Origin of the sequence: Streptomyces sp. NPDC026659 (assembly GCF_040638245.1) — a bacterium.
GTDB lineage: Bacteria > Actinomycetota > Actinomycetes > Streptomycetales > Streptomycetaceae > Streptomyces.
This window is the reverse complement of record NZ_JBEZXY010000006.1, coordinates 22,672-49,004: the sequence shown is the minus strand read 5'-3', so window position 1 is coordinate 49,004 and position 26,333 is coordinate 22,672. Positions and strand designations below refer to the sequence as shown.

Sequence of the window (26,333 nt, the reverse complement as noted above, 5' to 3'; positions counted from 1 at the left end):
TTTCACTCTCAGTCAGCAGCCGTACGGGGCGGAGCCCTTGTGACACAAGGGCTCTCGACGTATGGACCGCGCACCAGTACCGTCACAAACCCCCCGCGCGCCGACTATCCACTTGGCGCGCTGTCAGCATCATGGATGACCATAGGGATGGGAAGAGCAAGAGAAACCGCTGAGAGAGGAGGCGTCCATGGGATCGGTACGCAAGGCGAGCGCGTGGCTCGGCCTGGTCGACGACAACGATGACGAGCGTTACTACGACGACGACTACTCCGAGGGCGCTCAGTCCGCGGACGCCTGGGTCACGGACCCGCGCGTCAAGGTCGCCACGGACACGGCCGAGGACAAGGGCCGCCGGATCGGCACGGTCACCCCGGACAGCTTCCGGGACGCCCGCGCCATCGGCGAGATGTTCCGGGACGGCGTCCCGGTCATCATGAACCTCACGGCGATGGAGGCCACCGACGCCAAGCGCGTCGTGGACTTCGCCGCCGGTCTGACCTTCGGACTGCGGGGCACGATCGAACGGGTCGCCACCCGGGTCTTCCTGCTCACGCCCGCCCACACCGAGGTCGTCAGCGGCGAGCCCTCGGGCCGCCGTCAGGACGGCTTCTTCAACCAGAGCTGAGGCGGGGCCGTTCACCGCGGCCCCGCCCCCTCGGGGGCTCACCGGAAGGCATCGAGCCCGGTGAGTGCCTTGCCCAGCACCAGCTGGTGCATTTCGACGGTGCCCTCGTAAGTGAGCACCGACTCCAGATTGGTCGCGTGCCGCATCACGGGATACTCGAGGGAGATCCCGTTGGCACCGAGGATCGTCCGCGCCGTACGGCAGATCTCGATGGCCTCGCGGACGTTGTTGAGCTTGCCGAAGCTGACCTGCTCGGGACGCAGGCGGCCGGCGTCCATGCGCCGCCCCAGATGGTGGGCGAGCAGAATCCCCTTGTGCAGCTCCACCGCCATGTCGGCGAGCTTGGCCTGGGTGAGCTGGAAGCCGCCGATGGGCCGCCCGAACTGCTCCCGCGTCCGCGCGTAGTCCAGCGCCGCCTCGAAGCTGCTGCGCGCGGCGCCCATCGCCCCCCAGACGATGCCGTACCGGGCGTGCGACAGACAGCCGAGCGGCCCGCGCAGCCCGGTGACCTCCGGCAGCACCGCGTCGGCGGGCAGCCGTACGTCGTCGAGGACGAGTTCGCTGGTGACCGAGGCGCGCAGGGACCACTTGTGCTTGATCTCGGGCGCGGAGAAGCCGGGGCGGTCGGTGGGGACGACGAAGCCCCGGATACCGTCCTCGGTGCGCGCCCAGACGACGGCGACCCCGGCGACCGAGCCGTTGGTGATCCACATCTTGCGCCCGGTCAGCACCCAGTCGTCGCCGTCGCGCTTCGCGAACGTGCGCATTCCGGCCGGGTCGGAGCCGTGGTCCGGCTCGGTGAGCCCGAAGCAGCCGATCACCTCGCCGGAGGCCATGCGGGGCAGCCACTCGTTCTTCTGCTCCTCGCTGCCGTAGCGGTGGATCGCGTACATCGCGAGCGAGCCCTGCACCGAGACCAGCGAGCGGATGCCCGAGTCGGCGGCCTCCAGCTCCAGACAGGCGAGGCCGTACTGCACGGCCGACGCGCCCGCGCAGCCGTACCCGGTGAGCGACATGCCGAGCGCGCCGATCGAGCCCAGCTCGCGGGCCAACTCCCGGATGCCGGGCAGCTCGCCCTTCTCGTACCACTCGGCGACGTACGGCAGCACCCGGTCCGCCGCCCAGCCGCGCACGGTGTCCCGGACGGCCAGGTCCTCCGGTTCGAGGAGGTCGTCGACGCCGAGCGGGTCGGCGGGGTCGAACGGGGGCAGCTTCGCGGACGCGGACATGGAACACCCTCCGGCACAGTGGGCACGCGGAAAACTAGCGGCGCTAGTCGGAATGCTCCGGCCGACGTTACGGCGCGGGCCGCCCGGCGTCCAGGGCGGCCCGCGCGGGGTCAGGCGATCGCCCTCGGCTTGCCCGGCTCGCGGGGCGGGGGCAGCTCGGTCACAGTGGACGCGACGCCCTCGGACACGCTGGACACGAGGGGCTCGGACAGGGCGGCCGCGACGGGTTCGGGCAGTTCGGTCACTCCGACCACCCGGTCCGCGACCTCCCCGTCCACCGCGCCGCTCTCCGGTGGGCAGCTCATCGTCCGGGGCAGCCGCAGCGCCATCACCGCGCCGAGGAGCAGCAGGCCCGCGCTGACCAGCAGGGTCACATGCAGGCCGTGCACGAAGGAGTCACGGGCGGCCTGGCGCAGCGCCTCTCCGGCGGAGCCGCCGAGCCGTCCGGCGATCTCGTACGCCTCGCCCAGCGAGTGTCCGGCCGCCGCCGCGTCGGAGGCGGGGACGCCGGGCACCGAGGTGAGGGCCGGGGCGTAGGCGCGGTTCATGACACTGCCGAGCAGGGCGATGCCGATGCCCGCGCCGAGCTGGTAGGAGGTCTCGCCGATGGCGGCGGCACCGCCCGCACGGTCGGCGGGGGCCTCGCTGAGCATCGACTCGTACGCCCCGAAGAGCGTGGTCTCCAGACCGAAGCCGAGCAGCACGAAGCCGGAGAGCAGGAGCGGGGTGTTGTCCTGGCCGCCCATCGCCGTCAGCAGGACCACGGCGGCGGCGGTGAGACAGAAACCGGAGACGACCATGCGGCGCGGGCCGAGCCCGCGCAGCATCCGGGCCCCGGCGAGCCCGGCCGCCATCGCGGCGGCGGTCAGCGGCAGCAGCCGTAGACCGGTGGCCAGCGGGGACAGGCCGAGGACGAGCTGCAGATACTGCGCCGCGATCAGCTCCAGGCCGACGAGCGCGAGCATCGCCAGGACGATGCAGCCCACGGAGGTGCTGAACGCGGGACGCCGGAACATCCGCAGGTCGACCAGGGGGTGCGTGCGGCGGCTCTGGCGCCGGACGAAGAGGTACAGCAGCGCCGCGCCGACGAGCAGGGGCAGGACGGTGAGGAGGCTCAGGGGCGGTTCGCCGCCGCCGAGCCGCTTCACGCCGAGGACGACGCCGAAGAGTCCGGCCGCCGCCATCAGCGCGCCGAGCACGTCCCAGGGGCCGTCGCGCTCGCCGCGCGACTCGGGCAGCAGCATCCGGCCGATGGGCAGGCTCACCAGCATCAGCGGGATGTTGACCAGGAAGACCGAGCCCCACCAGAAGTGTTCGAGCAGGAACCCGCCGAGCAGCGGTCCGACGGCCGCGCCGACGGCGGCGACCGCGCTCCAGATGCCGATGGCGAGCGCGCGTTCGCGCCGGTCGGGGAAGACCTGGCGCAGGATCGAGAGCGTGGCGGGCATGATCATGGCACCGCCGACGCCGAGCAGCGCGCGGGCGAGGATCAGGGTGTCGGCGCTGTGGGACAGCGCGGCGACGGCCGAAGCGACGCCGAAGAGGGCGTAGCCGAGCAGCAGGACGCGTCTGCGTCCGACGCGGTCGCCCAGTGTGCCGAAGAGGATCAGCAGCGAGGCGCAGACCAGCGGATAGACGTCGACGATCCAGAGCAGTTGTTCGGCACCGGGCCGAAGGTCCTCGGTGACGGCGGGTACCGCCACGTGCAGCACGGTGGCGTCGAGGGCGACGAGCAGCAGGCTGACACAGAGGACGACGAGAACGACCCAGCGGTTGGCACCGGTCCCGGTCGTCCGACGGCACGGCCCGATTTCGGCCGTGGTCGTCCCGGACATGTACTACCTCCCAGATGATCCCTCGTGCGCGGCGGAGTGGGACGGGGTCGGGGATTTCCCCGTCGTACGGCCGGAGAAGAGCGGTTCGCTCCGGCCCGCGCCTTTCCCACGCGGGTGGCTCGTCAGCGTACGCGAGTTCGGCCCGGGGGCACGTGGTGGACCTCTCACCTGCTCGGGCGAACCCATGTGGCGTACGCCACTTGCCTTTTCGCGCGCGCGTGTGCGTACGAGGGGGCAGCTCGGGGGCGGGCGGCGGTCCGGTGGCCGGGGGTGGTGCGCGGGCCCGTCGATAATCGAGCCCGTGACCGAACTCGTGACGCGCCCGGCCCCGCCGCGCGCCCCTCTCCTGCGCCGGGCCGCCCCGGCCCTGCTCGGCTACGCGGCGATCCGCGTGCTGGGCCTGGCCGTGCTGGCCGGCTGGAGCGCGGCGCGCGGCAAGAGCGCGTACACGCTGCTGACCGCGCGCTGGGACTCCCTCTGGTACGCGCGGGTGGCCGCCTCGGGCTACGGCTACGAGGTGCGGCTGCCGAACGGCGACGTCCACTCCGACCTGGCGTTCTTCCCGCTGCTGCCCTGGCTGGAGCGGCTGGGGCACGCGGTGGCTCCGCTGTCGTACGCGGACGCCGGTTTCGTGGTCGCGCTGCTCGCCTCGCTCGCGGCGGCGGGCGGGATCTTCGCGGTGGCCGAGTGGCTGTACGGCGCGCGGGCCGGGGTCTGCGCGGTGCTGCTGTGGGCGGTGCTGCCGGTGGGGATCGTGCAGTCGATGGCGTACAGCGAGTCACTGTTCACGGCGCTGGCCGCGTGGTCGCTCTACGCGGTGCTGACCGGGCGCTGGGTGACCGCGGGCCTGCTCGCGGCGCTGGCGGGGCTGACCCGGCCGGTGGGGATGGCGGTGGTCGCGGCGGTGTGGGTGGCGGCGCCGGCTCCTTACGTGACCGGTCGAATCCCTGCGCGCGTCACCTCATGGGTGACCTCGTTCGGGGGAAATCGGAGCGCGGATGACGCACGGGGCGCTCGTGAGGACGTACGCGCCCCCTCCCTCTCCCCCGCGCCCGGCGCGGACACCTCCGCGCGCCGCCGTCTCCTCGGCATGGCCCTCGCCCCGCTCGGCGCCGCCGGATACGTCCTCTGGGTCGGTCTGCGCACCGGGGACGGGCCGCTCGGCTATCTCCGCGTCCAGGCCGGCTGGCGCAACGGCTTCGACGGCGGCTACGCCTTCGCCCGCTTCGTGGCGGGCATGTTCACGTCGTTCCCGTCGGTCCTCGCGGGCGCGGCCCTGGCCGTCGGTGTCGTCCTGCTGATCCGGCTGCACCTGGCCGGTGTGCGCCAGCGACAGCCCCTGTCCGTGCTGGTCTACACGGGTGTGGTCCTGGCGCTGGCCCTGTGCGCGTCGAGCTACTTCGGCTCCAAGCCCCGGCTGCTGATGCCCGCCTTCCCGGTGCTCTTCCCTCTGGCCCGGGCCCTGGCGGCCGCGCGTCCGGGCCGCGCGGCCGCGGTCGTGGCGGTGGCCGCGACGGCCGCCGCGGCCTACGGCGCCTTCTGGCTGAACGGCTCCGGACCGCCGTGACGGCCCCGTGACGGCCCCCGCCGGACCGCCGTGACCGCCCTGACCGCCCCCGCCGGGCGACCATGATCGACTCCTGGGGGCGCCGTGAGCGACCCCTGAATTCGCCGCAATGCCCGGGTTAACGAATTCATAAGCGACCAAAAACCGTCCCCTTCGGCATGCCCAAAACAATTCCGGGAACCTCCCGGGCGCCATTGCCGAATCCCGAGAATTGGGGATCTCTCCTGAGAGGTTTCCCACATCACATCGTCATCACAAAGCCTCTGTACTGACCGGGAACACCGCTCACTCGCTGTAATGTCGATTGGGTGCGTACCGAACGAAACCTCACCCGGCGTCTGGACCGGGTGTTCGCCAGGCTGGACCGTGAGCCGGAACGGCCGGCCCACATCGACATGCCCAGGATGAGCCGGCACCGGGTCGTACTGTTCTCCGCGACCCTGGCCTTCTACCTGGCGATCGTGTGGGCCGTGATCACCACCTCCTGGCTGGTGCGGCTGGACTGGCAGGTCATGTTCTTCCGCCCGTACCAGCAGTGGCCGGAGATCCACGCGTTCCTCGACTACTACGTGGTCCTGGGCCAGCGCGGCCCGACCGCCGTCATGGTCACGGCGTGGCTCGGCTGGCGCTCCTGGCGGCAGCACACGCTGCGGCCGCTGCTGACGCTGGCGGCCTCGCTGCTGCTGCTGAACATCACGGTCGGCGCCGCCAAGCTCGGCATGGGGCGGCTCGGCCCGCACTACGCCACCGTGATCGGCTCGAACGAGATGGGCCTGGGCGGAGACATATTTCCCTCGGGTCACACCGCCAACGCGGTCGTGACCTGGGGCATCCTGGCCTATCTGGCCTCCACGCCGCGGGCGCGCCGCTGGCTGTCCGCGCTCTCGGCCGTCACCTCGCTCGGCGTCGGTCTCACCACCGTCTACCTCGGTACGCACTGGCTGAGCGACGTGCTTCTGGGCTGGGCCGCCGGTCTGCTGATCCTGCTCGCGCTGCCCTGGTTCGAGCCGCTGATCTCCCGGACCGAGTCCGCCGTGTTCGCCCTGCGGGACCGTCTGCGGGACCGGCGCGGCCGTACGACGGCGGTTCCGTCGGCTCCGCCCGCCCCGGTCGCCCCGGTGCCGTTGCGGCCGCAGACCGCGCAGTCCGAGGCGCATCCGGCCGTCTTCGAGCCGGTGGCCTCCGTGCGCGGTGGACGTGCCCCGATCCATCTGACTCCCGGCCCGCACACGGCCCGCTCGGAGCGCACCCCGGTCACCCCGGCCGGCAGCCGCCGCCCGGCGCACGCCGACCGGCTGCCGCGCGGCGCCTCCCAGCCGGCCCGCCCCTGACGGCCGGGCGGCCCGGCGGCGGGCCAGGTACGCACCCACCCGCCCCCGCCGAGCCGCCCGACCCCGGGTCCGGTCAGCCCTTCCAGGCCCGCCGGACCCGGCCGTCGCTCACCTCGAAGTTGATCCTGCCCACGCGGTACTCCATGGTGACGACCGTGCCCGGCGGCAGGGCCCGTACGGTGCTCCAGCCCCGGTCCCGGGCCAGGCGCTCGGCGCTGTCGGCGTCGAGGCCGACATAGGTGTCCAGACTGTCCTGCGGCTCCGCCGGCGGAGTGGGAATCTGTGCCATGCGGCCACGCTAGGCGGCTCCGGGCAGTGACGGAACCCCGGCCCGGCGAAGGTCATGCGCTGCGCACGGTCACACTTCTGTCACAGCTTCCCGGCACCCGTTACCGCCGAACTCCGTCACACGTATGGGGGTTACCGTTCACCTCCTCGGGGCAATCGAACAGAATTTCCTGATGTCGGGATCGTGGCATCCAATTTCGCCCGCCGAACGTTTCCGGCCGGATTCCTCCGCGCAGGTTCGGAAGTTGTTTTGACGGGGAATCCGGCGAGCCTGCCGGGGACCTGACGGCTCATAGGAAATTCACGGATTCACCACATCGTCACCGCGCTCCGGAAGGGCGCGCGCCCGGGGCGCGTACGCCCCGGCCCGCACACGCGGACAACCGCCGCCCCCCGCGGGGACGACGGCTGTCACTGCCGGGCGGCCTGCGCCCGTCCGCGCTCAGAGCGCCAGACGCTGGCCCGGCACGATCAGGTTCGGGTCGGAACCGATGACCTTCTCGTTGGCGGCGAAGACCCGCTGCCAGGTGGTGTCGTGCCGGGCGGCGATGGTGCTCAGCGTGTCGCCCGCACGGACGGTGTAGGCACCGCGGGTGGCACTGCGGCCGGTGTGCTCCACCGGGCGCTCGGGCGCCTTCGCGGGCTTCTGCGGCTGGGCGGGGGTCCGCTTCGCCGTCGCGCCGCTCCTCGTGGCGCCGCTCTTCGAGGTGGCGCCGCTCTTCGTGGCCGCGCCCCGGGACGCGGCGGCCGGTGCCGCCCCGGAAGCCCCGGCGCGGGCCGAACAGACGGGCCAGGCTCCCCAGCCCTGGGCGCTCTGCACCTTGGTGGCGACGGCGATCTGGGCGCTCCTGGAGGCCTGGTCGGCCGTCGGCGCGTAGGCGGCGCCGCCGTAGGCCCGCCAGGTGCCCGCCGAGAACTGGAGTCCGCCGTAGTAGCCGTTGCCGGTGTTGATGTGCCAGTTGCCGCCGCTCTCGCACTGGGCGATGCGGTCCCACACCCCGTTGTCCGCCGCCTCCGCGTTCGTGGTGGCGGCCAGCAGGCCCAGCGGGGCCAGCAGCGCCGCTCCGGCGAGGACGGCCGTCGTACGGCCCTTGCGGGCACCCTCACGACGGGTGGCGGGACGGTTGGTATCGGCACACTCGGTCATGCATTTCCCTCTCCACGTACCCGGGCTCCCCCAGGGCGGGGCGCGCCTCACCGCACAGGACCGCGGTTCCTCGCGCCCGGCCCCGTCCGCCGCGGCCGATGCGGTGATCGTGATCCGATCACGGACGGCCGGCGGACTTGCCCGAGCGGTGCTCGTTGCACACGGCGGAGGAATCTAGGGAGGACAGCTCGCGAATTTCAACCAACACCCCTTCTTTCCAGGCCAGTTGGGCGTTACCGCGAGTATCGGCGACTTCCGGCCACCCACTACATGCGACTATGTGCCGACATAACGGATGCTCACCTTTGGGAAGTGTGACCCAGTTCACTCGTTCAAGTCCCTTGACTGTGCTCGAAATTGACGCTGAGTGGCCGATTCCGCACCAAACGTGACGACCTCGCCGGGATGGTTCGATTCCGTTCGCCTGAAGGCGTGACTCCCACCACAGGACGCCCGTTGTCTTCTTCATGAGCCCGCGACGCCGGGGCTCAGCGACCGGGAGCCACCCGGCCGGCCCCAGCACCGCACCCCGAGGGAGTCACCGTGCCGCCCATGCTCGACGTCAGTGACGCCGTACGTGCCGAGATCGGCGACGAAGAAGCCGACAGGCTGCTCGCCGGAGAGAACGCCCCGGGCAGTTACGACTGCACCTCCTGCCGCACACCCGGCAACTCCGAGCTGGAGCGCACCAGCACCGTGCTGTTCGTCGGGGAGGAGACCGCAGTCCTGGCCTTCGCGCACGCGGGCTGTCTGCCCTCGCAGGTCGTGCAGGTCACCGAGGAGCAACTGCAGGGCGCCGTCCGCTCCATCGGCGACGGCCTCACGCCCGGCGCCGAGGCGCCCCAGAGCGCCGCCCCGGCCGCACCGGAGCCCGCCGTACTCGGCGTGACCAGCGGACTCGTCCTGATCGAGGGCGAGTTGCACCCGGCACTCGTCGTCGAGCCGACCGCGCCGATCGTGCGCCCGGGCAGCATCGGCCCCGGCGACGACTTCCTGCCGCTGCTCATCGAGCAGGGCTTCATGCCGGTGACCGAGCTGGCGTCCGTGCCGCAGGTGCTGCACGGCTGGTCGGTACTGCTCGCCGTGGGCCAGCTGCACGCGGTGCTCCAGCCGGGCCCGGGCGGCGGCCAGCAGGTGGCCTGGTGGCAGGCGCACCAGCCGCTCCAGGTCACCGACAGCTGGCGCGCGGCCGCCAACAAGCACCAGCAGGTACTGATGTTCGCGGCCCCGGTCGGCTCCATCGGCCGCCAGCCCCGCGAGGACCTGCTGCGCGACGCCCTGGACCGGTCGGCGGCCACGGGCAAGCTGGTCGCCGCCGCGCTGCCCCTCGCGGGCACCTGACGGGCGGGGGCGGACGGGCACACCGGGCCGCGTACGGGCACACCGGTACGGGCAGGGCGGTACGGCCCCGCCCGAGCCCGTACCGCCCCGCCCCAACCCGTACCGCCCCGCCCGTACCGCCCGAGTCGGCACCTCTACGTCCGCGCCCACCCCTGCACCGGTCAACTCCCGTACGCCCGCGCGTCCCCCTCACGCGCCCGCGCAGCCCTCTCCGCGCCCGAGCCCGCGCGACGCGGCTCCGCGCCCGGGCGCGGAACCCGCACGGCCAAGCCCCCTGAAGCGCCGCAGGCCCCCGCATCCCTTTGCACGCGGCGTCGTTTGGACATACGTGCACGCATACGACACCCCGCCCCGCCGGTCGACCGCCCTCACCCCCGTACCGCTCGCCCGGCCGGGGCAGGACGGCACCGGCACGCCCTCGGCCACGCCGATCTACGACACGCTCTACGCGGAGTGGGTCAAGACCTTCCGCACGCTGCCCGGCGACCGCAGCGGCGAGGAGGACCTGGAGTTCACGGCCTTCGGCAGCCTTCCGCAGAGCACGGGGGCGTACGGCGGGCACCGGCCGGGTTCGTTCAGCAGTTCCTACAGCGCCTACAGCGCGGGGGCGTACAGCGCGCGCCAGCAGTCGCAGTGGCAGCGGGTGGGCACGATCGGGCGGCCGCAGGAGCCCGAGGCCCCGCGCCCGGACCGGGCGGCGCTGCCCCCGGCCCCGCGCCAGGGCAGCTGAGGAGACGCCGAAGGGCGGCCTCCGGTCCTGAGAGGAACCGGGAGCCGCCCTTCGGTCGTGCCCGTTACTTCTTCTTGTTCTTGGCGCCGCGCTTCTCGCGCACCCGCACCGAGATGTGGATCGGGGTGCCCTCGAAACCGAACTCCTCGCGCAGACGGCGCTCGATGAAGCGCCGGTAGCCCGCCTCGATGAAGCCGGAGGCGAAGAGGACGAAGCGCGGCGGCTTGGTGCCCGCCTGGGTGCCGAACAGGATGCGCGGCTGCTTGCCGCCCCGGACCGGGTGCGGGTGGGCGGCGACCAGCTCGCCGAGGAAGGCGTTCAGTCGGCCGGTGGGGACGCGGGACTCCCAGCCGTCGAGCGCGGTCTCGATCGCCGGGACCAGCTTCTCCATGTGGCGGCCGGTGCGGGCGGAGACGTTGACGCGCGGGGCCCAGGCGACCTGGCCCAGCTCGGTCTCGATCTCCCGCTCCAGGTAGTAGCGGCGCTCCTCGTCGAGGGTGTCCCACTTGTTGAAGGCGAGCACCACCGCGCGGCCCGCTTCGACGGCCATGGTGACGATGCGCTGGTCCTGCACGGAGATGTTCTCGGAGGCGTCCAGCAGGATGACGGCGACCTCGGCCTTCTCCACGGCAGCGGCCGTACGCAGGGAGGCGTAGTAGTCGGCGCCCTGCTGGAGGTGGACGCGCTTGCGGATGCCCGCGGTGTCCACGAACTTCCAGGTCTTGCCGCCGAGTTCGATCATCTCGTCGACCGGGTCGCGGGTGGTGCCCGCCAGCTCGTTGACGACGACGCGCTCCTCGCCCGCGACCTTGTTCAGCAGGGAGGACTTGCCGACGTTCGGGCGGCCGATCAGGGCGATGCGGCGGGGGCCGCCGACACCGGCGCCGCCGAAGGTCTGCGCGGGCGCCTCGGGGAGCGCCTCCAGGACGGCGTCCAGCATGTCGCCGGTGCCGCGGCCGTGCAGCGCGGAGACCGGGTGCGGCTCGCCGAGGCCCAGGGACCACAGGTAGGCGGCGTCGGACTCGCCGGAGAGGCCGTCGACCTTGTTGGCGGCCAGCACGACCGGCTTGCCGGCCTTGCGCAGCAGCCGGACGACCGCCTCGTCGGTGTCGGTGGCGCCGACCTTGGCGTCCACCACGAAGACGACCGCGTCGGCGGCCTCGATCGCGTACTCCGCCTGGGCGGCCACGGAGGCGTCGATACCGAGGACGTCCTGCTCCCAGCCGCCGGTGTCGACGACCTTGAAACGGCGGCCCGCCCATTCGGCCTCGTAGGTGACTCGGTCGCGGGTGACGCCCGGCTTGTCCTCGACGACCGCCTCGCGGCGGCCGATGATCCGGTTCACCAGGGTCGACTTGCCGACGTTCGGGCGGCCGACGACGGCGAGCACGGGGAGGGGGCCGTGGCCCGCCTCCTCGATGGCGCCCTCGACGTCCTCGATGTCGAAGCCCTCTTCCGCGGCGAGCTGCATGAACTCCGCGTACTCGGCGTCGCCGAGAGCCCCGTGCTCGTACTCGTGCTCGGCCGAGCCGTCGGGCTGGTTCTGGTCGCTCATGAAGTCCGTACCTCGTCGTCGTTCGTGGTGATCGGTGGAAGTGACCCGTTTCGGGCCGGTTCCACTACTCAAGTGTCGCCCAGCGCCCGGTCAGGCGCCTGGCGTTTTCCAGGTGTGCGGTGAGCCGCTTCTGGATGCGCTCGGTCGCCTCGTCCAGCGCCTTGCGCGTACGCCGCCCCGAGCCGTCGCCCGCTTCGAACGGATCTCCGAAGACCACGTCCACGCGGGAGCGCAGCGGCGGCAGCGCCTTGATCAGGCGGCCGGACCGCTCGGCGCTGCCGAGTACGGCCACGGGCACGATCGGCGCCCCGCTGCGCACCGCGAAGTAGGCGAGGCCCGCGCGCAGCGAGGCGAAGTCGCCCTCACCCCGGGTGCCCTCCGGGAAGATGCCCAGCACACCGCCGCTCTCCAGGACGCCGAGCGCCCGGGCGATGGCGGTGCGGTCGGCGCTCGTGCGGTCCACCTTCAGCTGGCCGATACCGGTCAGGAAGGGGTCCAGGGGACCGACGAACGCCTCCTTCTTGATCAGGAAGTGCGTCGGCCGGGGCGCCACGCCCATGACCATGGGGCCGTCGATGTTGTGCGAGTGGTTGACGGCGAAGATCACCGGTCCGCTCGCGGGCACCTTCCAGGCGCCCAGCACACGCGGCCGCCACAGGCCGTACATCAGGCCGACGCCGATGCGCCGGCCGATCTCGGCGCCCTGCTCGGAGGGCAGCGCCGGGTCGCTCACTTCCCGGCCCGCTTCTCCTCGACCAGCGTGACGACGCACTCGATGACCTGGGCGAGGGTCAGCTCGGTGGTGTCCACCTCGACCGCGTCGTCCGCCTTGGCGAGCGGGGAGGTCTTGCGGCTGGAGTCGGCCGCGTCCCGCTTGATCAGGGCCTCGCGGGTGGCGTTGACGTCGGCGCCCTTCAGCTCACCGCTGCGGCGGGCCGCGCGGGCCTCCGGGGAGGCGGTGAGGAAGATCTTGAGGTCGGCGTCGGGCAGCACGGTGGTGCCGATGTCGCGGCCCTCGACGACGATGCCGAGCTCGGCGCCCGTGGCGATCGTGCGCTGGAGCTCCGTGATCCGGGTGCGCACCTCGGGCACCGCGCTGACCGCGCTGACCTTGGAGGTGACCTCCTGGGTGCGGATCGGGGCGGCCACGTCGTAACCGTCCACGGTGATGGTGGGCGCGGACGGGTCGGTGCCGGAGACGATCTCGGGCTTCCCGGCGACGGCGGCGATCGCGGTCGGGTCCTCCAGGTCGATGCCGTTGGTCACCATCCACCAGGTGATGGCCCGGTACTGGGCGCCGGTGTCCAGGTAGCTGAGGCCGAGCTGCGCGGCGACGGCCTTCGACGTGCTCGACTTGCCCGTGCCGGAGGGGCCGTCGATCGCGACGATCACGGGCTCGGTCGGGGCGGCGCCGTTTTCCACGGGAGGGCACCTTCCTGGTGAAGGGTGGTCGGTGGGTCGGGACGCGAGGGCGCCCCGCACAAGGTTACTGGGTGTGGGTCACTCGTACGGACGTACGTCCGCCCCGGGACCGGCCGGGACCTGCGCTGCCGGACCCGCGCTACTGCCGCAGCGCCCAGCCCCGCTCGCGCAGCGCCTCGGTCAGGACCGGCACCGCCTTGGGCTCGACGCTCAGCTGGACGAGACCGGCCTGCTGCCCGGTGGCGTGCTCGATGCGCACGTCCTCGACGTTGACCCCGGCGCGGCCCGCGTCCGCGAAGATGCGGGCGAGCTGGCCGGGCTGGTCGTCGATGAGGACGGAGACGGTCTCGTAGGCGCGCGGGGCGGAGCCGTGCTTGCCGGGCACCCGGACCTGTCCGGCGTTGCCGCGCCGCAGCACGTCCTCGATGCCCGCGCCGCCCGCGCGCCGCTTGTCCTCGTCGGAGGACTGCAGGGCACGCAGCGCGCGCACGGTCTCGTCCAGGTCGGCGGAGACGTCCGCGAGGAGGTCGGCGACGGGGCCGGGGTTGGCGGAGAGGATGTCGATCCACATCCGGGGGTCGGAGGCGGCGATCCGGGTGACGTCGCGGATGCCCTGCCCGCACAGCCGTACGGCGGCTTCCTCGGCGTTCTCCAGCCGGGCCGCGACCATGCTGGAGACCAGGTGGGGCATGTGGGAGACGAGGGCCACGGCGCGGTCGTGGGCGTCGGCGTCCATGACGACCGGTACGGCGCGGCAGTGCGAGACCAGTTCCAGGGCGAGGTTCAGCACCTCGGTGTCGGTGTCGCGGGTGGGGGTGAGCACCCAGGGGCGGCCCTCGAAGAGGTCGGCGGTGGCGGCCAGCGGGCCGGACTTCTCGCGCCCCGACATGGGGTGGGTGCCGATGTACGCGGAGAGGTCGAGGCCGAGCGCCTCCAGCTCGCGGCGGGGGCCGCCCTTGACGCTGGCGACGTCGATGTAGCCCCGGGCCGCGCCGCGGCTCATGGCGTCGGCGAGGACGGCGGCGACGTGCGCGGGCGGGGCGGCGACGATCGCGAGGTCGACGGGGCCCTGGGGCGGCGCGTCGGTTCCGGCGCCGAGCGCGGCGGCGGTGCGGGCCTGCTCGGGGTCGTGGTCGGCGAGGTGGACGACGACGCCCCGCTGGGTGAGCGCGAGCGCGGCGGAGGTGCCGATGAGGCCGGTGCCGATGACGAGTGCGGTCCTCACCGGGCGCCGCCCTCGTGCCGGACGGCGCTCACGTGGAAATGACCGCCGGGACGCCGGGTGTGACCGGCCTCGTCCCGCCGCCGCGGGACCGCCCCCCGGACCGCTCGTACCGCCACTGCCCTGCTCCTCACTGGCTCGCGCGCCGACTCGTCCCGGCGCGCTGCGTCGGCGTCCAGCCTAGTCAGGCCGTGAGGCCGGGACGGACCACCGGAGGGGCCGATCCGGTGACGGGAGGCTCCCGCTTCCTTCGTCCCGGCCCGCATCGGTGCCAAGATGCCCGGACATCCGGCTTTGCTCACCTTTTGCGGCCCGTCCGTTGCCGACGGTGCCACGTACGTTCGGAGTGACGACATGACCCAGCCCGCGACACGGCGCACGCTCCTCGCGACGGGCGCCGCCACGCTCGCCGTCTGCTGTGTGGGATGCGGCGGCGACGGCTCGGCGGGCTCCACCGCCGACGCGACCCCCGAGAACACGGAGAACGGCTCCGCCCCGGCCGCGCAGGCGCTGGCGCGCACCAGCGACATCCCGGAGGGCGGCGGCAGGATCTTCGCGGCCGAGAAGATCGTGGTGACGCAGCCGGCCAAGGGCGAGTACAAGGCGTTCTCGGCCGTCTGCACCCACCAGGGCTGCGCGCTGAACCAGGTCGCGGACGGCACGGTGGACTGCCCGTGTCACGGCTCCAAGTTCCGCATCACCGACGGCTCGGTGGTCCAGGGCCCGGCCACCCGGCCGCTGGCCGCCAAGCCGATCACGGTGCGGGGAAATTCGATCACCCTGGGCTGATCCCCCCGCGTACGCTCGCGCCATGCGCCCCGCCGACCTGGTCCGTGACCACACCGTCTACGCCTGTGTCATGGGCTCGCGCGCCTTCGGCCTGGCCACCGACGCGAGCGACACCGACCGGCGGGGCGTCTTCCTCGCCCCCACTCCCCTGTTCTGGCGCTTCGAGAAGCCGCCGACCCATGTCGAGGGTCCGGACGAGGAACAGTTCTCCTGGGAGCTGGAGCGCTTCTGCGAACTGGCCCTGCGCGGCAACCCCAACATCCTGGAGTGCCTGCACTCCCCCCTGGTGGAGCAACTGACCGACACGGGCCGCGAGTTGCTCTCACTGCGGGACGCGTTCCTCTCCCGCCGGGTCCACGCCACCTTCACCCGGTACGCCCTCGGCCAGCGCCGCAAGCTGGACGCCGACATCCGCACGACCGGCGCCCCCCGCTGGAAACACGCGATGCACCTCCTGCGCCTGCTGACCAGCGCCCGCGACCTCCTGCGCACCGGCGAACTCCACCTGGACGTGGGCGCCGAGCGCGAGTCCCTCCTCGCGGTGAAGCGTGGCGAGGTCCCGTGGCCGGAGATCGAGTCCCGCATGACCCACCTGGCGGAGGAGACCGACGAGGCCCTGCTCCGCACCCCGCTCCCGGAGGACCCGGACCACGCCCGCGTGGCCGACTTCCTCTACCGCGTCCGCCGGGACTCAGCCCAGTCGCAGGCGCACCACGAACTCGTGGAGGGCGTCATGGGCGGTGACGGCGTCCGGCAGGACTGAGGCGGCCTGGGCCTCGTCGAGCCGGACATGCAGCCGCTCGATGTCGGCCCGTACGCGCTCCCGGTCGACCCCGGCGTCCCCGTGCTCCCGCTCGGCCTTGGCCGCGATCAGCTCGGGCAGATAGCCGGGTGCTTCCAACTCGCCGAGCAGCGTGGGCAGATGGGCCTCGACCTCGCCGCTGCGCATCAGATGGACGCCGGTGAGCAGGACGCGGAACGTGTAGAGCAGGGGCTTGAGTTCGCCGGTCTTCTCGAACAGCCGCCACTGGGTGCCCGCGAACCCCCGGTAGTGGTGGGCGTGGTGGGTGGTGAGGACGCCCGGCGCGAGCGCGGCCAGTTCCCTGTGGGCGTCGGTGGTGTGGACGACCAGGGGCGAGAGGAGCTGCTCCAGCACATAGCCGTTGCGCCGGAGCATCAGCCGGACGAACTTGCGCAGGTCGTGGGTGACGAGGTCCATCTCGACGCCGTCCCGGACCCAGTCCCGCGAGCGGGTCTCCTCGGGCTCGCGCAGTCCGACCAGGTCGGCGGCGGGCAGCAGGTGGACACCGCGCAGGTCCACGTCGGAGTCCCGGGACGGGAAGCCGTAGAGGTGGGCCCCGGAGACGGTCGCGAACAGCAGGGGGTGGGGCTGTTCCGCGATCACGGGCGTCAGGTCCATGCCGAGAGCGTCGATCATGGGCCTAAGCATCCCAGAGCGTGCCCAACTCCAGCAGATCAGCCCGGTATTCGATGCGCTCCACCCAAGCCTCCGGCCAGGCGTCCGCGCCGAGCCAGGCGCCCGCGAAGGCGCCCGTCAGGCAGGCGATGGAGTCCGAGTCACCGGCGGTGCAGGCGGCGCGGCGGAGGGCCAGGACCGGGTCGGCGGGGAACCACAGGAAGCAGAGCAGGGCGGTGGCCAGGGCTTCCTCGGCGATCCAGCCCTCACCGGTGGCGAGGCAGGGGTCGGTCTCCGGGGAGACCGTGCGGACCGCGTCCTGGAGGCGGTCGAGGATCGCCAGGCACTCGTCCCAGCCCCGGGTGATGAAGTGTTCGGGGCTGGGGTCCTGGGACCGGGTCCACAGGTCGCCGAGCCAGGTGTGGTCGTAGTGGGTGCGGTGGTCGAGGGCGTAGGAGCGCAGGCGGCCGACCAGTCCGGTGGGGTCGGTGCCCTGGGCGAGGAGCCACACGGCGTGCGCGGTGAGGTCGGAGGCGGCGAGCGCGGTGGGGTGGCCGTGGGTGAGGGCGGACTGCAACTGGGCCGCGCCGGACCGCTGTTCGGGACTCAGACCCGGAACCAGGCCCAGCGGAGCCACCCGCATGTTGGCGCCGCACCCCTTGGAGCCGACCTGGCTGGCGTCCTGCCAGACCCGGCCCTCCTCCTTCAGCAGCTCGCACGCCGTCAGGCAGGTCCGGCCGGGCGCGCGGTTGTTCTCCGGCGACTGGTACCAGTCCACGAACTCCTCGCGCAGCGGCCGCTCCAGCCGCTTCGGCGCGAGGTATCCCCGCCCCATGGCCGTCCGCAGGGCGCGTCCCAGCGCGAGGGTCATCTGCGTGTCGTCGGAGACGAAGGCGCGGCCCGGCAGCTCCATCTCCCGCCAAGGACCGCACTTGGCGAGGATCGACGGCACGTCGTTGAACTCGGTCGGAAATCCCAGGGCGTCGCCGAGGGCGAGGCCGAGCAGGGAGCCGGTGGCAGCGCGCTTTCCCGCGGGTGTGGTGGTCATGGGTACGCCCTTCCGGGCGCACCCCGCCCCGGCCCCCGTTGGTCCGGCCGCATGGCCCACCCGACTAATCGTCAGGTTGACCATAAAGCCGGACCGGGGCGGGCGGCAAGCCCCCTCCAGGCAGAGGCCTAGGGCCTTTCTTCCGGATCAGGCCGACTCGGGCCGACGGCGTCTTGTGGCCGACCCGAGCGGGGTCTGGTGCGTGCAGCTGCAAGGCGGAGGAGGGAGTCGACGCGATGGGGGTGCCCCCGCGCGAGCGAAGCCGAGCGTGGGGGAGTCGGCGAGTGACGACAACGCCGCAGATGTGCGTGCCAGACCCCGCGACCCCGGCAAGATCCGGAAGACAGGCCCTAGAGGTCGACTTCCTTCATCAGCATGCCGACCTCGGTGTTGGACAGGCGGCGCAGCCAGCCCGACTTCTGGTCGCCGAGGGTGATCGGGCCGAAGGAGACGCGGACCAGCTTGTCGACGGGGAAGCCCGCCTCCGCCAGCATGCGGCGCACGATGTGCTTGCGGCCCTCGTGCAGGGTCACCTCGACCAGGTAGTTCTTGCCGGTCTGCTCGACGACGCGGAAGTGGTCCGCGCGCGCGTACCCGTCCTCCAGCTGGATGCCGTCCTTCAGCCGCTTGCCGAGGTCGCGCGGGATCGGGCCGACGATGTGCGCGAGGTAGGTCTTCTTCACGCCGTACTTCGGGTGCGTGAGGCGGTGTGCCAGCTCGCCGTGGTTGGTGAGCAGGATGACGCCCTCGGTCTCCGTGTCGAGCCGGCCCACGTGGAAGAGGCGGGTCTCACGGTTGGTGACGTAGTCCCCGAGGCACTGGCGTCCGTCCGGGTCCTCCATGGTGGAGACGACACCGGCGGGCTTGTTCAGCGAGAAGAACTGGTACGACTGGGTGGCGACGGTCAGGCCGTCGACCTTGACCTCGTCCTTCTCCGGGTCCACCCGGCGGCCCTGCTCCAGGACGATCTCGCCGTTGATCTCGACGCGGGCCTGCTCGATCAGCTCCTCGCAGGCACGCCGGGAGCCGTAGCCCGCGCGCGCGAGCACCTTCTGCAGGCGCTCGCCCTCCTGCTCGGCACCGGGGAAGGTCTTGGGCAGCTTGATGTCCTTCTTGCCCGCGTACCGCTCCCGGTTGCGCTCCTCGGTCCGGGTCTCGTACTCCCGCGAACGCGCGGGGGCCGTACGGCCGCGCCCGGCGCTCTGGGACTGCTTGGGGCCGCCCTTGGCGCCACCGCGCGCCGCGCCGCCCCGGCCCGCCTTGGGGCCGTCCTTCGTGGCGCCCGGGCCGACGTCGTAGCGGCGCTCCTCCGGGCGGGGCTTGCGGGGGCGGCCGCCCTGCCCCTGGCGCTCGTCCCGGTTGTCGCCGGCGCCGCGATGGTTCCCGCGTCCGCTGTTCCTGTCGCTGCCGCTGCTTCGCATCAAGGTTTCCGTCTTAGTCGTCTGCGTACTGACCGCCGGGCGCGTCGGGCGCGTCCGGGTCGAACGACGGGACACCCTCCTGGCTCTCGGCCTCGATCGCCGCCGCTTCCGGGAGGAAGGGGGCGAGCTCCGGAAGCTCGTCCAGGCCGCGCAGGCCCAACCGCTCCAGGAAATACTCCGTCGTCACGTACAGGATCGCACCTGTTTCGGGTTCCGCGCCCGCCTCGCGGACCAGACCGCGCTGGAGCAGGGTCCGCATCACGCCGTCGCAGTTGACCCCGCGCACCGCGGAGACCCTGCTGCGGCTGACCGGCTGGCGGTACGCGACGACCGCCAGGGTCTCGAGGGCCGCCTGGGTGAGCCGGGCGGTCTGGCCCTCCAGGGCGAGCCGTTCGACGGCCGGGGCGTACGCGGCGCGGCTGTAGAAGCGCCAGCCGCCCGCGACGTGACGGAGCTCGAAGCCGCGGCCCTGGGCGGTGTAGTCGTCGGCCAGCTCGCGCAGCGCGTCCGCGACGGCGCGCCTGGGGCGCTCCAGGAGGCGGGCTAGGCGTTCCTCGGAGGCGGGCTCGTCCACGACCATGAGGACGGCCTCCAGGGCGGGCTTGAGGGCGAGCTCGGCGACGGTCCGGTCGGCGGCGGTCTCGTGGTTCACGTCTTCTGCTCCTCGGCCTTCTCGTCCTCGGCCTTCTCCGCGGGCCGGTCGAACTCGTCGGTGACCACGGGGACGTCCTGCCCGTCTCCGCCGGTCCAGCGGACCAGCAGGGCGCCGAGGGCGGCCTCCTGCTCCAGGGCGACGGCCTTCTCGCGGTACAGCTCCAGCAGGGCGAGGAAACGGGCCACGACCGTGAGGGTGTCGTCGGTGTCGGCCACGAGCGCGCGGAAGTCCGTCTCGCCGAGTTCCCGCAGCCGGGCGACGACGATCCCGGCCTGCTCCTGGACGCTGACCAGCGGCGCGTGGATGTGGTCCACGTACACCTGCGGCTCCGCCTTCGGCTGCATCGCCTTGACCGCGAGCCGCGCGAACCCCTCGGGCCCGATGCTGATGACGACCTCGGGCAACAGCTCGGCGTGGTGCGGTTCGAGCCCGACGGTACGGGGATGCCGCCGCCCCTCCTCCTCCAGCCGCTCGTTGAAGATGTCCGCGATCCGTTTGTACGCCCGGTACTGCAACAACCGCGCGAACAGCAGATCCCGGGCCTCCAGCAACGCGAGATCGGCCTCGTCCTCCACCTCGGCGGCGGGCAGCAGCCGGGCGGCCTTGAGATCGAGCAGCGTGGCGGCGACGACCAGGAACTCGGTGGTCCGGTCCAGGTCCCAGTCCGCCCCCATGGCCCGGATGTGCGCCATGAACTCGTCGGTCACCTTCGACAGCGCCACCTCGGTCACGTCCAGCTTGTGCCGCGAGATGAGCTGCAGGAGCAGGTCGAAGGGCCCCTCGAAGTTGTCGAGCCGCACTCTGAAGACGCCGCTGTCTTCGGGGTCACCCGAGGTGTCACCGGCCTGGGGCGCGAGCGCCGCTTCCGAACGCGGAACCGACCCCGCGACGACAGCCCCCGGCGTGGCCGCCGCCACGGCCGAGGGCGCCACAGGCGACCCGGTGGTGGCCCCCGGCACGGGCTCGGCGTCCGCCGGAGCCTCGACAGCCAGCTCGTCCGTAAGCGCCGCAGGCGACCCCGTGGGCGAAGCGGCGGGCTCTTGAGCCGCCGGAGGTGAAACGCCCGGACCCCGGCCCAGAGGGCGTCTCGGGCCGGGGGTGGGGGTGTGGTTCGGGGTCATGGGGGTCGCAGGCTATCGGGCGGCCGGGGAAAAACGCGGCTAGCGCCCCCGCAGGCGGCGGACCAGGATGCTGGCCTCGCCGCGGGCCTCCAGGTCGGCCAGGACCACGGCGACCGCCTCGCGGACGATGCGGCCCCGGTCGACGGCGAGCCCGTGCTCACCGCGGAGCACCAGGCGCGCGTGCTCGAGGTCCATGAGTTCCTCGGCGGAGACGTACACGGTGATCTTCTCGTCGTGGCGCTCGCGTCCGCTGGGACGCCGGGAGGCGGCGCGCCCGCGCTTGCGGGGCTGCTCGCCGCCGGAACCCTCCGGCGGGGGCTGCCGCCGCGCGGGCCGGATGCGGGACTCACCGGTCTCGGACGACTCCGGCCCGACCGCCGCCGTGTGCTCCGCGCCCTCGCCGTCACCGCCCCGCGCGGGCACCGCCTGGGGCGCGTCCTCCGCCTGCGCGGCGGCGGCCGCCGGATCGCTCTCCCCGGCCGGGGCCGGCACCCTGGCCTCTCCCCGCCGGGGCGTGGAGGGCTGGAGCGCCATCCCTCCGGTCGTACGGAACAGTTCGTCGGCTCCGGGCAGACTCACTCGGCGTGACACCGGGCGAGCACCTCCCTGGCGAGCTGGCGGTAGGCGGCGGCACCGACGGAGTTGGAGGCGTACGTGGTGATCGGCTCACCGGCGACGGTGGTCTCCGGGAAGCGGACCGTGCGCCCGATGACCGTGTGGTACACGTGGTCGTCGAACGCCTCGACCACCCGCGCGAGCACCTCACGGCTGTGCACCGTGCGCGAGTCGTACATGGTGGCGAGGATGCCGTCCAGCTCCAGCTCGGGGTTGAGCCGCTCCTGGACCTTCTCGATGGTCTCGGTCAGCAGGGCCACACCGCGCAGCGCGAAGAACTCGCACTCCAGCGGCACGATCACCTTGTGCGCCGCGGTGAGCGCGTTGACGGTGAGCAGGCCGAGCGAGGGCTGACAGTCGATCACGATGTAGTCGTAGTCGTCCATCAGCGGCTTCAGGGCGCGCTGGAGCGTGGACTCGCGCGCGACCTCGGAGACCAGCTGGACCTCGGCGGCCGACAGGTCGATGTTGGAGGGCAGCAGGTCCATGTTGGGGACCGCCGTCTTCAGCAGGACCTCGTCCGCCGACATGCCCCGCTCCATGAGCAGGTTGTAGACCGTGAGGTCCAGCTCCATGGGGTTGACGCCGAGACCCACCGACAGCGCGCCCTGCGGGTCGAAGTCCACGAGCAGCACGCGCCGGCCGTACTCCGCGAGCGCGGCACCCAGGTTGATGGTCGACGTGGTCTTGCCGACGCCGCCCTTCTGGTTGCACATCGCGATGATCTTCGCGGGGCCGTGGTCGGTCAGCGGGCCCGGGATCGGGAAGTACGGCAGCGGGCGCCCGGTCGGGCCGACGCGCTCACGGCGCTGACGGGCCGCGTCGGGCGCGAGCGTGGCCGCGTACTCCGGATCGGGCTCGTACTCGGCGTCGGGGTCGTAGAAGTGCCCCTCGGGCAGTTCGTCGTAGTCGGCGAAGTGGTTGTGGGGCGCGCCACTTCCGTCGCCGGCCATGGCGTTCACGTGATGGCCATCCATGCTCTGGTGTGCTGTCCGGACCGTCTGCGGAACCGGACTCTGGTGGGCTGCGAAGGTGCGCACAGCTACGGAGCCGACAGCCTCGAATCCCGTGGGGTCCTGGTGACCCCGTGCCGGCATTCCTGGTTGACCACCCCCGGGAGAAAATGTCGACTCATTCACAAGTCGTCTTACCTCCTTGGTGACCAGGAAACTTCTAGACAAGGTCAGCGTGGCACCATGCCGACGGTTGGCGACTCTATGGCGTGTCGGCGGTCCGCAGCAACACAATCCGCCGGACCCGGCCGGATGTGTCGACAATGAAACATCCCTCTGTCAAGGGCGTACGACCGTCGCACAGTAGGTTTCACCGCTGTACGAATCGGTTGAATGGTTACGTTCGAGGCGAGTTGACCGAGTGTCGCAAAGTGACCATACACACATCCGGCCGGACCTTCGGGCAAGGTCCGGCCGGGTGCGCGGTGTTGACGGGATGTGTTGACGAATCGCCTTTACGACGCTGACGACTTGACGACTCGCCGGACCCGTCGGGGTCAGCCGATCAGCGCGTCGATGCTCACGTGGTCCAGACCGTGGGCCTCGGCGACCTCCTTGTAGACCACCTTGCCGTCATGGGTGTTGAGGCCCCGGGCGAGCGCGGCGTCGCGGCGCAGCGCCTCGGCCCAGCCGTTGTTGGCCAGCGAGACGATGTACGGCATCGTCGCGTTGGTGAGCGCGTTGGTGGAGGTGTTGGGCACCGCGCCGGGCATGTTGGCGACGCAGTAGAAGACCGAGTTGTGCACCCGGAAGGTCGGCTCGGCGTGCGTGGTCGGGCGGGAGTCCTCGAAGCAGCCGCCCTGGTCGATCGCGATGTCGACAAGGACACTTCCGGGCTTCATCCGGGACACCATCTCGTTGGTGACCAGCTTCGGGGCCTTGGCGCCCGGGATGAGGACGGCGCCGATGACGAGGTCGGCGTCGAGGACGGCCTTCTCCAGCTCGTAGGCGTTGGACATGATCGCCTTGACCTTGCTGCCGAAGATCCGGTCGGCCTCGCGCAGCTTGTTGATGTCGCGGTCGAGCAGCGTCACCTCGAAGCCCATGCCGACGGCGATCTGCACGGCGTTCCAGCCGGAGACGCCACCGCCGATGACGACGGCCTTGGCCGGGGTCACACCCGGCACGCCGCCCGGCAGCACACCGCGGCCGCCGGCCGGGCGCATCAGGTGGTAGGCGCCGACCTGCGGGGCCAGCCGGCCCGCGACCTCGGACATCGGGGCGAGCAGCGGCAGCGCGCGGTTGGCCAGCTCGACCGTCTCGTACGCGATCGCGGTGGTGCCGGACTCCAGCAGCGCGTCCGTGCACTCGCGGGAGGCGGCCAGGTGCAGGTAGGTGAAGAGGATCTGGTCCTTGCGGAGGCGGTGGTACTCCTCCGCGACGGGCTCCTTGACCTTCAGCAGCAGGTCGGCGGTGGCCCAGACCTCGTCGGCGCTGTCGAGGATGCCGGCACCGGCGGCGACGTACTCCTCGTCCGTGATCGAGGAGCCGAGACCGGCGCCGCGCTCAATGACGACCTGGTGGCCGTTGCGCACCAGCTCGTTGACGCCGGCGGGGGTGATGGCCACCCGGAACTCGTTGTTCTTGACCTCGCGGGGGATGCCGACCTTCACGTCGATCACGGTCCTTGGCTCAGAGGGTATGGGGGGTGCACTGAAAGACATACCCGGGCGCACTGGCGCACACCGGGAGACACCGCAGGAGAACGTGCGGCAGAGCCAGTTTAATGAAGGTGTTCTGCGTGTCTAGCCTTTCATTGCATCAATCTTCAGCTGACGAACTACGGATTTCGCAGGCATCGGCGAGGGATTCCGAATCAGTCGCCCCCGCACGGTCCGGCTCCGGGGCCTTCGCCGGGCCCTCCTCCCCCAGGATGCGCTCCGCGGCGGCGCGATGCAGGCGGGCGGCGGCGGGGTCGCCGAGACGGTCCAGAGTGTCGGCCATGCGCAGCTGGAGCGCGGCCTGGAGCCGGGTGTCCTCGGCGCGCCGTGCCCACTCGGCGGCGTCGCGGCAGGTGCGCAGCGACTCCTCGGGGCGCCCGGCGTACTCCTGGACGCGGGCCGTCTCGCTGAGCGCCCGCGCATAGGAGGCGGTGTCGCCCTCCTTGCGGTAACCGGCAGCGGCGGAGCGCCAGTTGCGCAGCGCCTCGCCGTAGCGGCCCGCGTAGGTGTGGGCGGTGGCGATGCGGCCGTAGAGCCGGGCGGCCTGGGCGCGTTCGCCCCGGGCGAGCCGGTCGGCCAGCGCGCGGCCGAACCAGTCGGCGGCCCGGTCGTGGTCGCCCAGCTCCTGGTGGGCGCCGCCGACGGATTCCATCGCGCGGCCGGTGGCGTAGGGGTCGCTCGCCGCGCGTCCGGCGTCCAGGGCGGCCCGGTAGCGGGCGAGCGCGTCGCGGACGCGGCCGGTCTGCGCGTCGAGGTCGCCGAGGTTGAGCAGGGCTGCGGCCTGCTCGCGGGGCAGGCCGCGCCGCTCGGCCACGTCGAGGACCAGGCCGTGGATTCCGTAGAGGTCGGCCGCGGCGGCCCGGGTACCGAAGTGGGCCACCATGGCGCGCACCAGCTGGGACATCAGACGGCGGGCGAGGGTGTCCAGGCCGCCGTCGGCCACGGCGAGCCGGGCGGCGGCCAGCAGGGCGGGCCTGCGGACGGTCAGCCACTCGGCGGCGGCCCCGGGGTCCGCGAAGCGCAGCGCGGGGGGCAGGGAGCGCAGCTTCTCGCGGGCCTGCGGGCTGTCGGTCTCGACGGTGGCGCGGCAGGACTGCAGCAGCCGTACGTCGCGTTCCAGGACGCGGGCGCGGGCCAATTGGAGTTCGGCCGGACGGTCCTCCTTCTCGGCGAGGGCGCGCAGCAGGGGGTGCAGACAGCCGGGCACCTCGTACTCGGGCGGCCCGGAGTCGGCGCGGCGCAGCAGGCCCACGGCGGTGAGGTCGTCGAGGACGGCGCGGGCGCGGGTGGGCGAGCAGCCGGCCAGGGCGGAGGCGGTGTGCGGGTCGACGGTTCCGGCCGGGGCCTGGGAGAGCAGGCGCAGCAGCCGGGCGGAGGCGACGGGGAGCCGGTCGTGGACGAGCCGGAGGACGCGGGTGAGCGGGGGGCTGTCGCTGCCGTCGTCGGAGTCGGCGTGCATCCGCTTGGCGAGGTCGGAGATCCCGGCCTGGGGGCGCGAGGCGAGCCAGCCGCCCGCCAGGGTGAGCGCGGCGGGCTGCCCCTGGCAGATCTCGGCCAGGCTCTCGGCGGAGCGCGGGTCGACGGTGACGCGCACCGATCCGGCCCAGCGGGTGAGGAGTTCGACGGCCGACTTGGTGTCGAGGCCGCCCAGGGTGCAGGGGCGGACGTCGGAGATGCCGGTGAGGGGTCCCGCGGAGACGGCGACGACCAGGCAGTCCGGGGCGTCCGGGAGGAGGGCGTCGACCTGTTCGGCGCCGGTCGCGTCGTCCAGCAGGAGCAGGGTGCGGCGGCCGGTGAGGGCGGTGCGCAGCACCTCGGTCAGGACGTCCTCGGGGGCTCCGGCGGGCGGGCGCACGCCGAGGGCGGTGAGCAGGTCGCGGGCGGTGCGCTCGACCGGTACGGGGGTGCCGTCGGGGTCGCTGAGCCGGGCGCGCAGGACGCCGTCGGGGTAACGGGGAGCGACCTGGCGGACGAGTTCCTCGGCGAGGGCGGTGCGGCCGGAACCGGGGCGCCCGGCGATGAGGAGGACCCTCGCGCGGGGGGCCTTGCGCCCGGCGAGGGTGTCCAGTCCCGTGCGCTCGATGTCGGCGCGCAGTTCCTTCAACTCCCGTGTGCGGCCCAGGAACGAGGCCGGTGCGGCTGGAGGCTCCGCCGGCCGCACGTCGTTCTGGTCCACCGCCTGATCCGTCACGGGTCACGCTCCCGTCCCACCGCACGCGCACAGCCCGCCGGTTCTTCCGGTACGGGCGATTCCAGAGCCTAGTTCACGCTCTGCGACCTTCCCGTGCGAGCGGGGCGGGC

At 72.5% G+C, this 26,333-nt stretch carries 24 protein-coding genes; 7 read left to right on the top strand and 17 right to left on the bottom strand.

The features are described from left to right. Positions 1 to 187 precede the first annotated feature (187 nt). Positions 188 to 625 carry a cell division protein SepF gene (locus AB0E91_RS16545; protein ID WP_161182495.1) on the top strand — a complete coding sequence of 146 codons (438 nt, stop codon included), beginning with the start codon at positions 188 to 190 and terminating at the stop codon, positions 623 to 625. 38 nt (positions 626 to 663) lie between these two features. On the opposite strand, the gene AB0E91_RS16540 is transcribed toward AB0E91_RS16545, so the two are convergent. Beyond that, positions 664 to 1,854: an acyl-CoA dehydrogenase family protein gene (locus tag AB0E91_RS16540; protein WP_361781470.1), complete on the bottom strand. Its 1,191-nt coding sequence runs from the start codon at positions 1,852 to 1,854 to the stop codon at positions 664 to 666. Between the two features lie 110 nt (positions 1,855 to 1,964). Further along, positions 1,965 to 3,689, bottom strand: coding sequence for an MFS transporter (locus AB0E91_RS16535; RefSeq protein ID WP_361781467.1), 1,725 nt, complete (start codon positions 3,687 to 3,689; stop codon positions 1,965 to 1,967). A gap of 301 nt (positions 3,690 to 3,990) precedes the next feature. Here AB0E91_RS16535 and AB0E91_RS16530 point away from each other — a divergent pair, with 301 nt between their 5' ends. Together AB0E91_RS16530 and AB0E91_RS16525 are read left to right on the top strand one after the other, a co-directional pair. Continuing rightward, positions 3,991 to 5,256 carry a mannosyltransferase family protein gene (locus AB0E91_RS16530; protein ID WP_361781464.1) on the top strand — a complete coding sequence of 422 codons (1,266 nt, stop codon included), beginning with the start codon at positions 3,991 to 3,993 and terminating at the stop codon, positions 5,254 to 5,256. 308 nt (positions 5,257 to 5,564) lie between these two features. Next, entirely contained in the window at positions 5,565 to 6,587 is a 1,023-nt protein-coding gene (locus AB0E91_RS16525; protein ID WP_361781461.1) for a phosphatase PAP2 family protein, read from the top strand. Between the two features lie 73 nt (positions 6,588 to 6,660). Here the strand turns inward: AB0E91_RS16525 and AB0E91_RS16520 are convergent, their stop codons facing one another. After that, positions 6,661 to 6,876 carry an I78 family peptidase inhibitor gene (locus AB0E91_RS16520; RefSeq protein ID WP_361781459.1) on the bottom strand — a complete coding sequence of 72 codons (216 nt, stop codon included), beginning with the start codon at positions 6,874 to 6,876 and terminating at the stop codon, positions 6,661 to 6,663. A gap of 441 nt (positions 6,877 to 7,317) precedes the next feature. Next, positions 7,318 to 8,022, bottom strand: coding sequence for a transglycosylase family protein (locus AB0E91_RS16515; RefSeq protein WP_361781456.1), 705 nt, complete (start codon positions 8,020 to 8,022; stop codon positions 7,318 to 7,320). Between the two features lie 543 nt (positions 8,023 to 8,565). Here AB0E91_RS16515 and AB0E91_RS16510 point away from each other — a divergent pair. After that, entirely contained in the window at positions 8,566 to 9,363 is a 798-nt protein-coding gene (locus tag AB0E91_RS16510) for a hypothetical protein (protein WP_361781453.1), read from the top strand. 328 nt (positions 9,364 to 9,691) lie between these two features. After that, positions 9,692 to 10,093 (top strand): hypothetical protein, encoded by a 402-nt coding sequence (locus AB0E91_RS16505; RefSeq protein ID WP_361781450.1) that lies wholly within the window; start codon positions 9,692 to 9,694, stop codon positions 10,091 to 10,093. Positions 10,094 to 10,157: 64 nt separating this feature from the next. Here the strand turns inward: AB0E91_RS16505 and der are convergent, their stop codons facing one another. From der to AB0E91_RS16485, 4 genes are all read right to left on the bottom strand, one after another. Then, positions 10,158 to 11,648 carry a ribosome biogenesis GTPase Der gene (gene der / locus AB0E91_RS16500; protein ID WP_361781447.1) on the bottom strand — a complete coding sequence of 497 codons (1,491 nt, stop codon included), beginning with the start codon at positions 11,646 to 11,648 and terminating at the stop codon, positions 10,158 to 10,160. A gap of 64 nt (positions 11,649 to 11,712) precedes the next feature. After that, a complete protein-coding gene (locus AB0E91_RS16495; RefSeq protein WP_361781444.1) occupies positions 11,713 to 12,381 on the bottom strand; it encodes a lysophospholipid acyltransferase family protein in 669 nt (222 codons plus the stop codon). Continuing rightward, positions 12,378 to 13,070 carry a (d)CMP kinase gene (gene cmk, locus AB0E91_RS16490; protein ID WP_361781441.1) on the bottom strand — a complete coding sequence of 231 codons (693 nt, stop codon included), beginning with the start codon at positions 13,068 to 13,070 and terminating at the stop codon, positions 12,378 to 12,380. Before cmk ends, AB0E91_RS16495 begins: the two co-directional genes overlap by 4 nt. A 139-nt stretch (positions 13,071 to 13,209) precedes the next feature. After that, entirely contained in the window at positions 13,210 to 14,295 is a 1,086-nt protein-coding gene (locus AB0E91_RS16485) for a prephenate dehydrogenase (RefSeq protein ID WP_361781438.1), read from the bottom strand. A 351-nt stretch (positions 14,296 to 14,646) separates the two neighbouring features. On the opposite strand from AB0E91_RS16485, the gene AB0E91_RS16480 reads away from it, so the two are divergent. Then, entirely contained in the window at positions 14,647 to 15,081 is a 435-nt protein-coding gene (locus tag AB0E91_RS16480) for a Rieske (2Fe-2S) protein (RefSeq protein ID WP_361781435.1), read from the top strand. A gap of 22 nt (positions 15,082 to 15,103) precedes the next feature. Next, positions 15,104 to 15,844 (top strand): nucleotidyltransferase domain-containing protein, encoded by a 741-nt coding sequence (locus tag AB0E91_RS16475; RefSeq protein WP_361781432.1) that lies wholly within the window; start codon positions 15,104 to 15,106, stop codon positions 15,842 to 15,844. On the opposite strand, the gene AB0E91_RS16470 is transcribed toward AB0E91_RS16475, so the two are convergent. From AB0E91_RS16470 to AB0E91_RS16430, 9 genes are all read right to left on the bottom strand, one after another. Then, the gene (locus AB0E91_RS16470) at positions 15,773 to 16,519 is read right to left on the bottom strand and encodes a nucleotidyltransferase domain-containing protein (RefSeq protein WP_361781429.1); all 747 of its coding nucleotides are present in this window, start codon (positions 16,517 to 16,519) and stop codon (positions 15,773 to 15,775) included. The genes AB0E91_RS16475 and AB0E91_RS16470 overlap by 72 nt on opposite strands. 4 nt (positions 16,520 to 16,523) lie before the next feature. Beyond that, positions 16,524 to 17,546, bottom strand: a complete 1,023-nt coding sequence (locus AB0E91_RS16465; RefSeq protein WP_361781426.1) for an ADP-ribosylglycohydrolase family protein — start codon at positions 17,544 to 17,546, stop codon at positions 16,524 to 16,526. Between the two features lie 350 nt (positions 17,547 to 17,896). Next, entirely contained in the window at positions 17,897 to 18,967 is a 1,071-nt protein-coding gene (locus AB0E91_RS16460) for a pseudouridine synthase (RefSeq protein ID WP_361115165.1), read from the bottom strand. Positions 18,968 to 18,980: 13 nt separating this feature from the next. Then, on the bottom strand, positions 18,981 to 19,619 hold the full coding sequence (gene scpB, locus AB0E91_RS16455; RefSeq protein WP_361781422.1) for an SMC-Scp complex subunit ScpB: 639 nt from the start codon (positions 19,617 to 19,619) through the stop codon (positions 18,981 to 18,983). Next, positions 19,616 to 20,743 (bottom strand): segregation/condensation protein A, encoded by a 1,128-nt coding sequence (locus AB0E91_RS16450; RefSeq protein ID WP_361781419.1) that lies wholly within the window; start codon positions 20,741 to 20,743, stop codon positions 19,616 to 19,618. Before AB0E91_RS16450 ends, scpB begins: the two co-directional genes overlap by 4 nt. A gap of 39 nt (positions 20,744 to 20,782) precedes the next feature. After that, complete coding sequence (locus tag AB0E91_RS16445; protein ID WP_361781416.1) at positions 20,783 to 21,334, bottom strand: hypothetical protein; 552 nt, start codon at positions 21,332 to 21,334, stop codon at positions 20,783 to 20,785. Then, positions 21,319 to 22,455, bottom strand: coding sequence for a ParA family protein (locus AB0E91_RS16440; protein WP_161180223.1), 1,137 nt, complete (start codon positions 22,453 to 22,455; stop codon positions 21,319 to 21,321). Before AB0E91_RS16440 ends, AB0E91_RS16445 begins: the two co-directional genes overlap by 16 nt. Positions 22,456 to 22,868: 413 nt before the next feature. Next, positions 22,869 to 23,984, bottom strand: coding sequence for an alanine dehydrogenase (ald, locus tag AB0E91_RS16435; RefSeq protein WP_361782431.1), 1,116 nt, complete (start codon positions 23,982 to 23,984; stop codon positions 22,869 to 22,871). A 148-nt stretch (positions 23,985 to 24,132) separates the two neighbouring features. After that, the gene (locus AB0E91_RS16430) at positions 24,133 to 26,223 is read right to left on the bottom strand and encodes a tetratricopeptide repeat protein (RefSeq protein ID WP_361781412.1); all 2,091 of its coding nucleotides are present in this window, start codon (positions 26,221 to 26,223) and stop codon (positions 24,133 to 24,135) included. Between the last annotated feature and the right edge of the window lie 110 nt (positions 26,224 to 26,333).

Excerpts from the sequence above, each read along its gene's own strand:
- AB0E91_RS16520 (WP_361781459.1), bottom strand. The coding sequence starts at position 6,876 with ATGGCACAGATTCCCACTCCGCCGGCGGAGCCGCAGGACAGTCTGGAC.
- AB0E91_RS16540 (WP_361781470.1), bottom strand. The coding sequence starts at position 1,854 with ATGTCCGCGTCCGCGAAGCTGCCCCCGTTCGACCCCGCCGACCCGCTC.
- AB0E91_RS16515 (WP_361781456.1), bottom strand. The coding sequence starts at position 8,022 with ATGACCGAGTGTGCCGATACCAACCGTCCCGCCACCCGTCGTGAGGGT.
- AB0E91_RS16460 (WP_361115165.1), bottom strand. The coding sequence starts at position 18,967 with ATGCGAAGCAGCGGCAGCGACAGGAACAGCGGACGCGGGAACCATCGC.
- AB0E91_RS16465 (WP_361781426.1), bottom strand. The coding sequence starts at position 17,546 with ATGACCACCACACCCGCGGGAAAGCGCGCTGCCACCGGCTCCCTGCTC.
- AB0E91_RS16545 (WP_161182495.1), top strand. The coding sequence starts at position 188 with ATGGGATCGGTACGCAAGGCGAGCGCGTGGCTCGGCCTGGTCGACGAC.
- AB0E91_RS16450 (WP_361781419.1), bottom strand. The coding sequence starts at position 20,743 with ATGACCCCGAACCACACCCCCACCCCCGGCCCGAGACGCCCTCTGGGC.
- AB0E91_RS16480 (WP_361781435.1), top strand. The coding sequence starts at position 14,647 with ATGACCCAGCCCGCGACACGGCGCACGCTCCTCGCGACGGGCGCCGCC.
- der (WP_361781447.1), bottom strand. The coding sequence starts at position 11,648 with ATGAGCGACCAGAACCAGCCCGACGGCTCGGCCGAGCACGAGTACGAG.
- AB0E91_RS16470 (WP_361781429.1), bottom strand. The coding sequence starts at position 16,519 with ATGATCGACGCTCTCGGCATGGACCTGACGCCCGTGATCGCGGAACAG.
- AB0E91_RS16535 (WP_361781467.1), bottom strand. The coding sequence starts at position 3,689 with ATGTCCGGGACGACCACGGCCGAAATCGGGCCGTGCCGTCGGACGACC.
- AB0E91_RS16440 (WP_161180223.1), bottom strand. The coding sequence starts at position 22,455 with ATGCCGGCACGGGGTCACCAGGACCCCACGGGATTCGAGGCTGTCGGC.
- AB0E91_RS16475 (WP_361781432.1), top strand. The coding sequence starts at position 15,104 with ATGCGCCCCGCCGACCTGGTCCGTGACCACACCGTCTACGCCTGTGTC.